The sequence below is a fragment of the Cephaloticoccus capnophilus genome (assembly GCF_001580045.1).
GTDB classification, from domain to species: Bacteria; Verrucomicrobiota; Verrucomicrobiia; order Opitutales; family Opitutaceae; genus Cephaloticoccus; species Cephaloticoccus capnophilus.
In genome coordinates this window covers 43,895-58,083 of record NZ_LSZP01000032.1, presented here as the reverse complement: position 1 = coordinate 58,083, position 14,189 = coordinate 43,895, and the positions used below count along the sequence as shown (strand labels likewise).

The window sequence follows — 14,189 nt, the reverse complement described above, 5'->3', positions numbered from 1 at the left end:
ACTAAACGAAAGCCCCTTGCCCCAATGAACGCCCGCCTCTCTACCCTGCTTGCTCCCGAATTGGTGACGCTCTATTTGCGCGCGACCACGCACGAAGCCGCGTTGCGCGAAGCGGCCGAGCCGCTCCGCACGCATCCCGATGTGGGCGGCTTCGAGCCTTTCTTTGAGCAAGTCATCGAGCGCGAGCGGCTGGATAGCACGTACCTCGGAAACAGCGTCGCGCTGCCTCACGCGCGGACGGCGCATGTGAAACGAGTCGTTTTAGCAGTGGGCCGTAGTGCAGAGGGCTTACATTTTGAAAACTGCGAAGAGCCGGTGCACCTGCTTTTCGTGTTGGGCACGCCGCCATCCAGCCCGGGCGATTACCTGCGCGTGGTGAGCACGCTGTGCAAGATTTTGGCCTCGGCGGAGAACCGGGCCGCCCTGCTGATGGCCGCGAGTGCAGAGGCCTTTATCGCGGCAATCGCCAAAGCCGAAGAAATGCTATTTCCTGCGGGGAAAAACTGACGGGAGACAGGGCTTCCGTACTCGTCCGACAAGGCCTTCCCCTCACGACTGTTCGAGGAGTAGCGCCATCGATTTGAGGGTGTGCAGTTGGGTTTTGAGCTCTTGCTCTTCGCGGTAGCTGCGGACGTGTTTCATCGCTTCCAAGATGCTGCGCTCGGCTTCCATTAGCATGAGTCGCTCGCGGGCGAGACTCTTGCGTTGGCCCGTCGTGTAGCCGCCGAGGATTGAGAGGAGCTTCGGGATGTCGTCGGTATTGAGCGATTCGTCGAGTGAGCTGCTCTTCTTTAGCCGTCTCCTCGCGCGGTCGATTTTCTTGGTGAGTTTACCGATCTGCACGTCGAGCGCGGTGATTCGGCTGCTGCTAATCACCAGCTCGGGGAGCTGCTGCACTCGGTCTTCGCCCTTTTCATTTGGCGACGTGTGCGCTGGCCTTGGCGGCCCATCGTCATTGTCGGCCGTCTCGGATTTGGCGGCAGCTGAGCGCGGGGCGCAGAGCAGTACGAGTAGAGCGAGCAGGGGCAGGGGAGAAAGGCGGCGCATGATGGAGCGAAGGGCTAGGGGCGCGTGTTGGTGGAGTCGAGGCGTGAAAAGGCTCGAAGCGGCTACGCGGGTAAGTAGGTTTACCTCACTGTGATTTCCTCTGTCGCGTTTCACAATTTTAAGGCACTGCGCGAGGCGCGTGTGGAGTTGCGGCCATTTAACTTAATCGTCGGGCCCAATGGCAGCGGGAAGACGAGCCTCATCCAAGCGCTGCTCCGGCTGCGGACCTTGGCCCGGTTACATGCTGGGGGCGCAGGCACTGTCGAGTCGGTGAATGTAGAGCGCGCGGTTTTAGAGTTCCGGTTCACCGCTCCGTATGAAGCTGCGTTAGCGCGGCTGTCGTGCGTCGAGCAAATCGTCTGCGACCAAATCGAGCTTTCGGGAGTCGCCGACTCCGAGCGCGGCGCACTTTTAGGCAAAATCGAAGGAATTCGCGCGTATCTATTCGACCATTACGCGATGGCGGAGCCGAGTTTGTACACGCCTGTTGAAGCGCAGAGTCAGGCGGGCCGACAGCGAGAGGCCCGCGAAAAAAACGGGTCTGATACCCTAGCGAGCAATGGCGGAAACCTCGCGGCGGCGCTGGCGGCCTTGCACGAGCGTCATCCGGAAAACTTTGCTCAACTGGAAGCCGAGTTTCGGCAGATTGTGCCGGAGTTTGCGGGGATTGAGGTTTCGCGGCGCGGCGGCGTGGCAGAGAGTGGCGAAACGCTCGAGCTCGGATTGCGCTTGCGCGGGGGCAGCGGGCCGGGTGGGCGCGGTGAAGTGGTGACCGCAGACAATCTTTCGCAGGGCACACTGTATTTATTGGCCGTGCTTTTCCTCGTTTTTCAGCCCGCGCCGCCGAGCGTCGTGTGCATTGAGGAAATTGATCGAGGGATGCACCCGCGTTGGTTGCGTGCGCTGCGTGATTTGCTCTATCGGCTGAGCTATCCGCGTGACTTTGGTCAAAGCCGTGCCCCCGTGCAGGTGCTGGCTACGACGCATTCGCCCTACTTGCTCGACCTCTTCAAAGATCACCCCGAGGAAATCATCATTTCTCAAAAATGCGGGTTGAGCGCACACTTTGAGCGCTTGAGTGACCGCGCCGACTTGGGCGCGCTACTGGGCGAGGCGTCGCTCGGTGACTTGTGGTTTAGCGGTATCCTCGGCGGAGTGCCGGAGGAGGAGGCGTTTTAGAAGCTGTGTAATGAAAACTGTGTGACACATTTTTAGGGAAATCCTTTATTATGAAACTGGCCTTTCTGGGGGAGTCGCCCGCTGACGAGGTCGCGCTGCAAATTCTGGCAGAAGCGGTGCTGGGCGAGCGCGTGCGGCGAGTCTTGCCCAACTTGCGCGCGCGCGGCTGGCCCAATGTCGCGCAGGTGCTCCCGCCAATCATTCACCACCTGCATTTTAATACGGACGCAGTGGGGCTGGTCGTCTCGGTCGATGCCGATGATTCGGTGGTGCACACGGTCGAGCACGAGGCCGCAGGGTATCATCATCCGCAGTGTCGCCTGTGCCAATTGCGGGCGATTTTTCGGCGGGCGACAAAGAACCTACCTCCGGCGCGCGGGCGGCAACGCGTGTTGCGCGGTGTCGGGCTAGCAGTGCCCACGATGGAGGCGTGGTATTTGTGCGGGCGCGACGAGAGCGTGGGCGAGGCCGCATGGCTTGCAGGGCAGGAGCGCGGGCAGCTGCCTTATACGCGGGTCGAGCTTAAGGAGCGCGTCTACGGGACTTCACGGCCCTCGCTGCAATTGGAAATCGAATGCGCACGGCGCGAACTCGCCCGCCATCGCGGAGATATGCGCCGACTGGAGGCGGACTTCCCCGGCGGCTTCGGTGCATTGGCGCGCGACCTGAAGGCCTGTCTCGGTCAGTGACCGCGGGAAAAAATCATCCACTCCGCGTGGGGCGGCAGCGACACGCTGCTGCCCCACGCATAGTGGAGAGAAGGCGCACGATCACCGCACGACGCGGGCTCCGCCACCTGCGATTTGTTTTTCGACTTCTTTGCGGGTGGCCATCGAGGTATCGCCGGGGGTGGTCGAGGCGAGTGCGCCGTGTGCGGCGCCGTAGTCTACTGCTTTTTGCGGGTCATTAAATTCGAGGAAGCCAAATTGCAGGCCCGAGGCGAAGGAGTCGCCCCCGCCCACGCGGTCGAGGATTTCGAGCTCGGCGTATTGCCGGGCTCGGTAGAACTGGCCCGCGTGCCAGAGGATGGCTGACCAGTCGTTTTTCGTGGCAGTGATGACGCGGCGCAACGTCGTCGCGGCGACCTTGAAGTTTGGGAACTCGGCGACTGCCGCTTCGATCATTTCCTTAAACGCATCGACCTCGATTTTGGAAATCGCGTGGTCGGCCCCGCGCACTTCGAAGCCGAGCGAGGCCGTAAAGTCCTCCTCGTTGCCAATCATGACGTCTACGTAGCGGGCGATCTCGCGGTTGACCTCTTGGGCCTTGGCGAGTCCGCCGATGGTTTTCCAGAGCGAGGGGCGGTAGTTGAGATCGTAGGACACGATGGTGCCGTGCTTCTTGGCGGCTTTGACCGCTTCGATGGTAAGTGCGGCGGTGCTCTCGGAGAGTGCGGCAAAGATGCCGCCGGTGTGAAACCAGCGCGCGCCGAGCTTGCCGAAAATGTGCTCCCAGTCGAAGTCGCCCGGACGGAGCTTCGAGGCGGCGGTGTTACCACGGTCGGGCACGCCGACTGCGCCGCGAATGCCGAAGCCGCGCTCGGTAAAGTTGAGCCCGTTGCGCACGCTGCGGCCTATGCCGTCATCCTCTCGCCACTGGATAAAGTCGGTCGCCACGCCGCCTTGAGCGATGAAGTCCTCAATGAGGTGGCCTACCTCGTTATCGACGAAGGCGGTGCAAACGGCGGTTTTTAGCCCAAAGCACTTTCGCAAGCCGCGCGAGGTGTTGTATTCGCCGCCGCCCTCCCACGCGGTGAAGTGGCGTGCGGTGCGGATGCGGCCATCGCCGGGGTCGAGCCGAAGCATAACCTCGCCGAGCGAGATTTGGTCAAAGTGACACGCTGACGCGGGCTTAATCGGAAGACTCATGGGGGATTTGGGGTTGGGGGGCTTAACGTGTGAGGCGCGAAGCAAGAAAGCCCGTGCAGGACAGTCAAGGGAGTGCCTATGCGATTCATTGCGGAGGCGGTCAATGACCGCCTCCCATTGACCTCGGTAAGCTTGGGCAAAGCGCAAGGCGATGATGGCCGTTGTCGATATCGCGATGAAACTTCTCGATTTCCCTGCCTTCTCAAGGCTACCTGAACCACCCGCCGTGTACTTCATGACCGATCGCACGCTCTGACACACACCAGAATGTACGCATGACAGAAAATAAAAACGCAGGCGCCGCTTTACTGATCCCCGGCCTCTTTGTGCTGCTCTGGTCCACAGGGTTTATTGTTGGCAGGCTGATCGTAGATTCAGCCTCTCCAAACATATTCCTGGCGATCAGGTTTTTTCTTTCATTTCTGCTTTTCGCGGTCATCGCGATGGTACTCAGGAGGAAGTTTCCCCCTGTTACCGAGTGGCACAAACATGCGCTGGCGGGCGTATTCATCAATGGCATCTACCTTGGTGGAAGCTATTGGGCCATATCACAGGGGTTTCCTGCCGCGCTCATGGCGCTGCTAGGGGCCTTGCAGCCAGCATTCACCATGGTGATCGGCGTCGCGTTTATGCGCGAGAACGTCAAGCCCATCCAGACTGCGGGCATTCTTGTCGGTCTAGCTGGCGTTGCGATGGTGCTTTTTCCAACCATCGGCCTGCAAGGAACACAAAGCTACACCTTCGTGGTTCCGATCATCGCACTGGTTTCCGTGTTGTCCATAACCTGGGGAACCATCATGCAGAAAATGTCTATCGCGAAATCTGAGTTATTGCCGTCCCTGGCGATCCAGAACGCATCGGCCACGCTTACTGCCATTGCGCTGGCATTGCTGCTGGGCGAGTCCCGATTATCGCTTAACGCCCAGTTCCTGGTTGCGCTCTCGTGGGCTGTGCTCATTCTGTCCGGGCTTGGAACCTATCTTCTTGTCTTGTTGGTTCGCGGTGGGAGCGCGACGAAAACGACATCCTTGATGCTGCTTGCCCCACCGCTGGCTGCATTGGAGGCTTGGTTGTTGTTTGGCGACAAGCTCACTGCGCTGCAGATACTCGGCTTTGGGTTTGCGCTGTTAGGTGTGGGACTTTGTAGAAAAAAATGATTGAGAAATGGAGAGATTTGATATGCCGATATTCAATATTCATGAGGTCTTACTTGAGATGTTTGAAGCGGGAGCAACCCCTGAGCTCGCGTCAATCAACGACCAGTGAAAAAAATTATTCTACGTGGAAAGCCGATGATGTCAATGATCATGACTGTTTTGGTATTATTCTGCGCGTTGCTTTTGCTAATGCTCGTCTTGATGTTTCCGGAAGTTATTCCGGTTAGGTATCAGTTGATTGCCCGTCTTGATTGCCCAGATGGTGAGTTTGTGATTGATGTACGACCTTATAACCCTAGCCTGGCCGGGACTGCTTTTTTAGATATTCGTTATCGTTATCGCGGTGTTGTGCTAACAGGAATTAGTTACAACGGCTATGACAAGTATCTGCTTAAGTATCTGCACCAGGTGGATCCTGAGCTTCGTGAACAGATTACCCGTTCGGGGTTTACGTTGTATTTCCCGCCTGAGCAGTTTGGCGCGGATGAGGTTGCCCGCGTGGCCGCTTGTATCAATGCCAATCAATGGGAGCTGGAAAAAGCCTCATACAAAAACATTTTTGGGAAATTTTCATTTGGTCTAGTGTCAACCCGGACTGAGCTTTCGCATTACAAGCCGCATGAGATTGATCTGATTATCTGCGCGAACTCACCCATTGCTGATTTATACAGCGACGATTATTTGACTATTATTATTGAGCGCGAGGGCGCCGTGATATTGCTGATTGAGCCAGCAGGGACTAAGGTGCCTGCCGAAGCGTTTAGCTGGGGGAAAGTGTTGCCGCCGCGTTTTGGTTTTGGCAGACCACGATTAGAGCTGAATCCAGTTATTTTTAATGGCGAGACTTACGACAGCCAATTTGCCAAGTTGCTGGGGCGGCATACGTACGGCTTAAATAGGCGCACGATAAATCAAAATTACAAGGTCGTGCCCCCGGTAAGCACAGATCGCTAAAGTCGATCCTGTCCTAGGACCTGGTCGATGGGCTTCATGCACGACCCGCTCGCCGATGGTCGCAGTATTCGCTTGCTCAACGTCATCGACGATTTCAACCCGCGAGGCGGCCAGCCTGGCCAGTGAAAATCAAAAACTCGGCGGTGCTGTTGAGGATCAATTTTTTGCTACTCACACCAAGTATCTCCACGGGGTCTGTACGTCGACCAAGCAGCTTTACCGCCTGTGCGATAGCTCTGGTCGCTTACACCTGCCCACCTACCCCTTTGAATTTTTCGACGAACGCGGCAATCTTCTGAAAGACGCTTTGCTTTTTGGTCAGGTACGCCGGATTGAGCGGGCTCATCTTGGGCAGGAGGGCATTGAGTTCGGTGCCGTTCTCGCTGGCACATTCGCGTTTGAGTGAAATTTGAAGATAACGTGTCGCCGCTTCAGGTTGCAAACCTTCCGCATCGATGATCGCCCGCGCTTCGCGTTGCTGCTCGGCCTGGGCAAAGCTGAAAAAGGCGGCAATCATCTCGGGTTTGTCGCCAAGCTGGTCAAGGTCGGTTTGGTGGATGAAATCAACCACCAGTGTTTCCTTGGCGCGGTTGCCAAGACTGGCGCGAATCATCCGGCGGATATCTTCGATCAAGGCATCTTTGTTGTTGATCTTTTTGTTGTTTTCAAAAACCAACCCCAAGATGTAATCAAGATTGATTTCCTGTGATTTGAGGAGATCCACCTCAAACACCACATCATTCCAGTCAATCGAGGAGCTTTCTTTTTCCGCTGCAAAGCGTTTCTGGCGTTGCCACTCGCGGATGTCGTGATAGGTTGAACTGCAGTTTTGAATCGTGCGTTTGGAAGGGAGCTTGATGGCTTGCAGTGCCGTCAGGTCAGCATCGCTCAAATAATATCGCGCTTTGAATGCCTCAACCGCCTGAACATCATTCATGTCGATATTTTGCAGGGCTTTCAGGCTGGCGAATTCATCGTAGTTTTGCAGCACATTCTCAAGCCGCAAATATTCGCCGAACAATTTGACAAAGGATTTCTTGTCAGACTCCCTGATGATTTGGGCGGGGTCGGGGAAGCGCTGTTCCAATTCACTGACCACATCCATAAAGCCGCGCCGTGTTTTATCGGTGGTGGCATCGGTAAAACCTTCCATATAGTCGCGGTAACTTTTTTCCAGCACGACATTGTGGGTATTTTTATCGCCAAACAGGGTGATGGCATCGATGGTGGCCTGTTCCAGATCACGAAAAGTCACAATATTGCCAAAGCTCTTGCTGGCATCATGGATACGGTTGGTACGCGAATAGGCCTGGATCAAGCCGTGGTAGCGCAGGTTTTTGTCCACAAACAAGGTGTTCAGCGTGGGCGCATCGAAGCCGGTCAGAAACATGCCGACCACAATCAGCAAATCAACCTCCTGCTGTTTGACCCGCTTGGCAATATCCCGGTAGTAATTCTGGAATCCTTTGCCGTCTACGCCGAAATTGGTTTTGAACAGCGTATTATAATCGGCAATGGCGGCGCTCAAAAACTCCTTGGCGCTCTTGTTCAGCGCCGAAATTTCAAAGCTCTCATCGGCAATATCACCTTTCGCATGTTGTTCTTCATTGGCGGCAAACGAGAAGATGGTGGCGACTTTGAGCGGTTTATCGCCATCTTTTTGCAAGACTTTGAATGACTCATAATACAGCTTGGCCGCATCCACACTGCTGACCGCAAACATGGCATTGTAACCATTACTGCCCGCTTGCAAGCGATGGGTTTTTTGTTGAAAATTGTTCAGGATATAGCGGGTGATCTCACGAATGCGCTCAGGATGCAGCAACGCCTGCCGGTTTTCCGCCGCACTGAGCTTCTTTTCATCCTGTTCGCTTTCGATGGCTTTGAACTGCGGACGTACATCGTTGTAATCTACCTTGAATTTGAGCACTTTTTCGTCGCGGATGGCATCGGTGATGACATAGGAGTGTAACCGACAGCCGAACACGCTGGCGGTGGTCTTTGCGCCCAGTGCGTTATCCGGGAAGATCGGCGTACCGGTAAAACCGAACTGGTAGAACCTCTTGAACCTCTTCTTCAGGTTTTTCTGCGCCTCGCCAAATTGGCTGCGATGGCACTCGTCGAAGATAAACACCACCTGTTGGCGATACACCGGCAAGTCGTGTTCACTGCGCATCAGGTTATTGAGCTTCTGGATGGTCGTGACAATGATCTTGTTGTCGTTCTTGCCCAGGTTGCGCTTCAGGCCCGCCGTGCTGTCTGAACCGTTGACGCTCCCGGGCGAAAAGCGCTGGTATTCCTTCATGGTCTGGTAATCCAGATCCTTGCGGTCCACCACGAAGAACACCTTGTCGATGAACTCCAGCGCCGTCGCCAGACGCGCGGCCTTAAAGCTGGTCAGGGTTTTGCCCGATCCCGTCGTATGCCAGACGTAGCCGCTGCCCTCGGTGCGGCTCCAATGCTTAGCCTGATAGGCACTCTTGATTTTCCACAAGATGCGCTCGGTCGCGGCAATCTGGTAGGGGCGCATCACCAACAGGGCATTGCCGACGTCGAACACCGAATAGGTCAGCAGCACATTGACAAGCGTGTGCTGTTGGAAAAAAGTCGCGGTAAAGTCTTTCAGATCAGTGATCGGACTGTTGTCAGCTTTGGCCCAGTGGATGGTAAAATCGAAACTGTGCTTGCTGAGCTGGGTGGTATTGGCAAAATAACGGGTATCGGTGCCGTTGGAGATAACGAACAACTGCAAATATCTGAACAGCGAATGTTCGCTGTTGAAGCTCTCCTTGCTGTAGCGATGCACCTGGTTGAAGGCCTCGCGGATGGCGACACCGCGCTTTTTCAGCTCTACCTGCACCAGCGGCAGGCCGTTGACCAGCACCGTTACGTCATAGCGGTTGACATGGCTGCCAGTTTGCTCGAACTGCTTGATCACCTGCACTTTGTTGCGGGTGATGTGCTTCTTGTCGAGCAGGGTGATGTTCTGGATACGGCCGTCGTCGAACACGAAGTCATGGATATAGTCGTCATGAATCTTGCGGGTTTTTTCGACGATTCCATCGCCAGGCTTGTCCAGCCAGGTTTCCATGAAACGTGCCCATTCGCCGTCCGAGAAGCGAACATGGTTCAGCGCCTGCAACTGTTCGCGCACGTTGATTAGTAGCGCTTCCGGGGTTTTCAGTTCCGGCAGATATTCATACCCTTGATTGACCAAATCCTGGATGAACTCGCGTTCTAGGTCGCCTTCGCTTTGGTAGCTTTCAGCAACCTTCCACTCTTTGACGTACCTGTCGAGGACGATGAAGTTGTTCGATTCGGCAATCGGCTTGCTGAAGTCAACCATGTGCGATATCCGGTTTGGGGAAGCTTAACAGCAGATCACGGTAGTACTCGTATTGCTTTTGACGCAATTCGATCTCGCGGGGCAAGCCTTCGCTGATGGAGGTGGTCAGGGTGTCAAATTTGTCCAAAATACGGACGATTTCGGCCTGGATTGCCAGCGATTTTTTGGGGTTGTTAGGGCAGGGAATGGGGATTTGCATTTCTTTTAAATTGCCTGCATTTAAAGCAGGAATCCCATCAAACGTGCACAAAGCCTGAATTTCTGATTGCATTTCAAGCAATAGGTGATAAAGATACCTTTTACTAATTTCATGGTTACTATTGATGGTGACGGAGTAATTCAAGTTTCCGCGAAAGTATTTTCCTTCCTGCCATGTAATTGATCCCACGCCAGCGCCCCGTGTCGTGATTCCGATCGGATCGTTATCAGTATTCCACACGTTGATGAATCAAAGGGGTTCGCGACCGCTGTTAATCACAGGGTAAGCACCAGGGTAAGCAGAAATTATTTGCTTATTTACGGACTGGCCTGTCTTTATTGTCGTAACAGACCCAAGAGCCTTCCACTCAACATCCCCGTTTTTAAAATTCAACAACTGGTCACGATAATAGTTGTATTGTTTTTTGCGGGTAGTAAGCTCGGTAGTAAGCTCGGTAGTAAGCTCGGTAGTAAGCTCGGTAGTAAGCTCGGTAGTAAGCTCGGTGAAAGCGTCCAGAATACGAACGATTTCGGCCTGGATTTTCAGCGATTTTTTGGGGTTGTCAGGGCAGGGAATGGGGATTTGCAAGGGTGCCACATCGCGTGGATAAACATGGGGGACGCCGCCACCGCTCTTTAACTCATGCAATTGCTGTTGCATGCCCTCAAGCCAATAAAAGCAATATCTCGGCACCAACTCGGCGTGGGGTTTTACAGTGAATGCGTCGGACACAAAGATTGGCTGATCCCACCAGCTAACAAAGCCTGCATATGCCCCTGATCCTGCAATGACGATCGTTTCGCCTGTGCGATTGCTGGCGTTGTGGTAGTAGGCGGGCGTGCGTCCGCCTGCGATCACGGGTATATCGCCGGGTGTTACGTTCTTCTGAGTGATTGACGTGCCGCGTTTAATCTCGGCTACGTCGCCAAGTGGCTTCCACTGCACTTCAACCTCATTTAGTAGCCGTTTCAAGAAGCTCATGCCTTCAACTCCTCGCCTTCAATCTCAGCGACGATGGCGTTGATCTGTGCCCGCAGTTGGTCAATCCGGGCGACGGTGGTTTTCAGTTCGGCGTTAAGTTTGGCAATATCCACCACCTCGCGGGTGTCCTTAGCTTGAACATAGCTGCTGACGGAAAGGTTGTAGTCATTCTTGGCGATGGCTTCAAATGCTACCGATTTGGAAAAATGTGCCGCATCCGCCTTGCTGTCAAATATCTGCATGATCTTATCGATATGCGTGTCAAGCAGGGTGTTGTTGTTGGTTTCTTTCTTGAACAGGGCGCTGGCATCAATGAACTGGGTGGTGGTATCGGGTTTGTGTTTTGAGAGCACCAGAATGTTTACGGCAATGGTGGTGCCGAAGAACAGGTTTGGCGCGAGAGAAATCACGCTCTCGACATAGTTGTTGTCCACCAGATATTGACGGATTTTCTGCTCGGCTCCGCCCCGGTAAAAGATGCCGGGGAAGCACACGATGGCGGCGCGGCCTTTGGCTGATAGATAGTGCAGCGCGTGCAGCACAAAGGCGAAGTCAGCTTTTGATTTCGGGGCGAGTACGCCAGCCGGGGCAAAGCGGTCGTCATTGATGAGCGTTGGGTCATCGCTGCCGATCCATTTGAGCGTGTACGGTGGGTTGGAGACGATGGCATCAAAGGGTTTTTCATCGCCGAAATGCGGGTTGCGCAGCGTATCGCCAAGCTGGATATTGAACTTGTCGTAGTTGATGTTGTGCAGGAACATGTTCATCCGCGCTAGGTTATACGTAGTGTGGTTGATTTCCTGGCCGTAAAACCCGTCTTCTATGATATGCGCGTCAAAGTGTTTTTTGGCTTGGAGCAGCAGCGAGCCTGAGCCGCATGCAGGGTCATAGATTTTATTGACGCGGGTTTGTTTGTGCATGGCCAGTTGCGCCACTAGTTTGGAAACTTGTTGCGGGGTGAAAAATTCGCCGCCGGATTTGCCGGCATTGGCGGCGTAGTTGGAGATGAGGAATTCGTAGGCGTCACCAAACAGGTCAATATGGTTGTCTTCAAAATTGCCAAAATCCAGCCCGGCGACACCTTTGAGTACGGCGCTCAGGCGGGCATTTTTGTCGGCCACGGTGTTGCCGAGGCGGTTGCTGGTGGTGTCGAAGTCGGCAAACAGGCCTTTGATGTCACGCTCTGATGGATAACCATTGGCAGAGCTTTCGATGGTGGCAAAGATACGGGCGAGATCGGTGTTCAGGCTTTCGTTAGTGTTGGCACTGGCGGCCACGTTGGCGAACAACTGACTGGGGTAGATGAAGTAGCCTTTGGTTTTGACGGCATCGTCTTTGATTTCCGGGGTGATGACGCTGTCGGACAGCTTGGCGTACTGGATGCTGTCATCGTCGGCCTCGATGTAGGCGGTGAAATTCTCGCTGATGAAGCGATAGAACAGGGTGCCGAGGACGTATTGCTTGAAATCCCAGCCATCGACTGCGCCGCGCACGTCATTGGCGATTTGCCATATCTGGCGTTGCAGGGCGGCGCGTTGCTGGGTGCTGGTCATAGGGTTTTTCCTGTTTCAAGTTTTTGGTTTGGCTCAAGCATGGGGCTTGAACCAAGAAAATGGGGCATTGTCTTTACAGGAAACGCACGTAGCGACTTCCTGTCGAGCAGTTCGATATACGCATTTTGTTGCGGCTGTCTGGGCTGGATATAGGCCAATTTGATCTGCTTGGCGTTGGCCCACTCGGTGATTGCGCGGCTCTGATATTCTGGCCCGTTGTCACACCGGATGCTGGCCGGTTTGCCGCGCCAATCCACGATCTGGTTAAGGGTACGGACAACGCGCTCAAGGTCATCGGCGATTTCAACCCGCGAGGCGCTGGGCATCGCCTTGAGCCGCCTGCGCGGCTCAGGTGATGCGAGGCGGTCGGCCTAGCCACAGCCAAAAGGACAAGTGTTGCACTTGAATGTTGAGTCTAAGGGGCTCTTCATGTCGTAGCCTATGCTACCTTTTGCCAAAGCCACTCGTGCCCTTGTGCGCCGTCTCGGGCCTGCGCTTGTTGATACCTCGGAGGAGGGCCGTTGGGCGGCCTCTTTCGACAGCAGTAAATTGTCGTTTTTGCCGGAGGCGGTGATCATGCCGCGTCGGCACGAAGATATCGGGCCGGTGCTGGAGTTGGCCAATGCGCAGGGCGTGCCGGTGACTGTGCGCGGGCGCGGGACAACGCTTATGGGCTCGGCGGCTCCGATCGCGGGCGGCTGGGTGATCGACATGTTGCGGCTCAACAAAGTCCGAATTGATGCCGAGGCAGGTATGGCGCATGTGCAGGCAGGTGCAGTGAATGCGCAGGTGCAGCGTGCGGCGGCGGCGGCGGGCTGGTTTTATCCGCCGGATCCGGCCTCGAAGGCGTATTGCACAATCGGCGGTAATATCGCGTGCAACGCGGGCGGGATGCATGGAGGAAAATACGGGGTGACGCGGGACTTCGTGATCGCGCTTAGCGGCTACCTGCCGACTGGCGAATGGGTGCAGTGGGGCGTGGCGACGCGGAAGTTTTCCGCTGGGTTTAATCTGCGCGATTTGTGGATCGGCAGTGAGGGGATGCTGGGCGTGGTGACCGATGCGGTGCTGCGGCTGGTGCCTGCGCCTGCTGCGCGCTGGACGCTGCTCACTGCGTTTGCGAGTGAGGTCGAGGCCGTCGAGGCCGTGCGTGCGCTGTTTCGTGAGGTGCGGGTGCAGCCTGCGATTTGCGAGTTTCTCGATCGCGACAGCGTGCACTGTGCGGAGCGGGCGACGGGGCGGCCTGTGTTTGTGGGGCAACGCGACCGCGCGGTGGTGCTCTTTGAGTTGGCAGGCAGTGCGAGTGAGGTGCGCGAGGAGTCGAAAAAGCTACTCGCCTGGGCGAAGACGCACGCGGTGGCGCAGCGCGTCGCGAAAAATCGCGAAGAGGCCGAGCAACTTTGGGAGGTGAGGCGGAAGTGCTCGGGAGCGATGTTCGAGCTTGGAGACAGCAAGCTAAACGAGGACATCGTCGTGCCGATGCGGGCCTATTCGCGCTTCATGCGTTTCCTCGCGCAGCTAAAGAAGAGTTCGCGGCTGCACATTCCGACCTTTGGGCATTTAGCCGATGGCAACCTGCATGTGAACATCATGTTTAACCGTGAGGATGCCGACCAAGCGCGACGGGCCGAGGCCGCGGTCGAGCGCTTGATGCGCAAGGTCGTGGAGCTCGGGGGCGCGATTTCGGGTGAGCACGGCATCGGGCTCGCCAAGACGCCGTTCTTGCGAATCCAGCACTCGCCCGCGCAAGTGCGCGCCATGCAGGCGGTCAAGGCCGCACTCGACCCGCGCGGCATTCTTAACCCCGGAAAGATGTTCGATGTCTTCGAGGTCTGGAAACAAGAGAAGCTCAATTTGAAACTGCCTTGGGACCATAAGTAAGGCGGCAGTCAGTGACCTACGCTT

The 14,189-nt window shown here is 55.7% G+C and carries 10 protein-coding genes and 3 pseudogenes; 6 read left to right on the top strand and 7 right to left on the bottom strand.

The features are described from left to right. Positions 1-24 precede the first annotated feature (24 nt). Positions 25-507 (top strand): PTS sugar transporter subunit IIA, encoded by a 483-nt coding sequence (locus tag AXK12_RS03675; RefSeq protein WP_068711564.1) that lies wholly within the window; start codon positions 25-27, stop codon positions 505-507. Positions 508-549: 42 nt separating this feature from the next. Here AXK12_RS03675 and AXK12_RS03670 read toward each other — a convergent pair whose 3' ends face one another. After that, positions 550-1,047: a hypothetical protein gene (locus AXK12_RS03670; RefSeq protein ID WP_068711562.1), complete on the bottom strand. Its 498-nt coding sequence runs from the start codon at positions 1,045-1,047 to the stop codon at positions 550-552. Between the two features lie 90 nt (positions 1,048-1,137). Between AXK12_RS03670 and AXK12_RS03665 the strand changes: the two genes are divergently transcribed. Next, positions 1,138-2,226, top strand: a complete 1,089-nt coding sequence (locus tag AXK12_RS03665; protein ID WP_068711560.1) for an AAA family ATPase — start codon at positions 1,138-1,140, stop codon at positions 2,224-2,226. A 50-nt stretch (positions 2,227-2,276) separates the two neighbouring features. After that, positions 2,277-2,915 (top strand): hypothetical protein, encoded by a 639-nt coding sequence (locus tag AXK12_RS03660; RefSeq protein WP_068711558.1) that lies wholly within the window; start codon positions 2,277-2,279, stop codon positions 2,913-2,915. A gap of 81 nt (positions 2,916-2,996) precedes the next feature. Here the strand turns inward: AXK12_RS03660 and AXK12_RS03655 are convergent, their stop codons facing one another. Beyond that, complete coding sequence (locus tag AXK12_RS03655) at positions 2,997-4,094, bottom strand: sugar kinase (RefSeq protein ID WP_068711556.1); 1,098 nt, start codon at positions 4,092-4,094, stop codon at positions 2,997-2,999. Positions 4,095-4,369: 275 nt separating this feature from the next. Between AXK12_RS03655 and AXK12_RS03650 the strand changes: the two genes are divergently transcribed. Beyond that, entirely contained in the window at positions 4,370-5,251 is an 882-nt protein-coding gene (locus AXK12_RS03650; protein WP_068711554.1) for a DMT family transporter, read from the top strand. Between the two features lie 105 nt (positions 5,252-5,356). Then, positions 5,357-6,205 (top strand): hypothetical protein, encoded by an 849-nt coding sequence (locus AXK12_RS03645; RefSeq protein ID WP_156468829.1) that lies wholly within the window; start codon positions 5,357-5,359, stop codon positions 6,203-6,205. 244 nt (positions 6,206-6,449) lie between these two features. Here AXK12_RS03645 and AXK12_RS03640 read toward each other — a convergent pair whose 3' ends face one another. From AXK12_RS03640 to AXK12_RS09380, 5 genes and pseudogenes are all read right to left on the bottom strand, one after another. Continuing rightward, on the bottom strand, positions 6,450-9,551 hold the full coding sequence (locus AXK12_RS03640) for a type I restriction endonuclease subunit R (protein WP_068711550.1): 3,102 nt from the start codon (positions 9,549-9,551) through the stop codon (positions 6,450-6,452). Between the two features lie 4 nt (positions 9,552-9,555). Then, positions 9,556-10,146: pseudogene (locus AXK12_RS09265) on the bottom strand (restriction endonuclease subunit S); the annotation flags it as partial. Positions 10,147-10,563: 417 nt separating this feature from the next. Further along, positions 10,564-10,731, bottom strand: a pseudogene (locus AXK12_RS09540) (restriction endonuclease subunit S); the annotation flags it as partial. Next, complete coding sequence (locus AXK12_RS03630; protein ID WP_068711548.1) at positions 10,728-12,284, bottom strand: type I restriction-modification system subunit M; 1,557 nt, start codon at positions 12,282-12,284, stop codon at positions 10,728-10,730. The gene AXK12_RS03630 and the pseudogene AXK12_RS09540, both read right to left, overlap by 4 nt. A gap of 98 nt (positions 12,285-12,382) precedes the next feature. Beyond that, positions 12,383-12,586, bottom strand: a pseudogene (locus AXK12_RS09380) (DDE-type integrase/transposase/recombinase); the annotation flags it as partial. A gap of 139 nt (positions 12,587-12,725) precedes the next feature. On the opposite strand from AXK12_RS09380, the gene AXK12_RS03620 reads away from it, so the two are divergent. Further along, positions 12,726-14,165, top strand: a complete 1,440-nt coding sequence (locus AXK12_RS03620; RefSeq protein WP_068711544.1) for an FAD-binding oxidoreductase — start codon at positions 12,726-12,728, stop codon at positions 14,163-14,165. Positions 14,166-14,189: the final 24 nt, after the last annotated feature.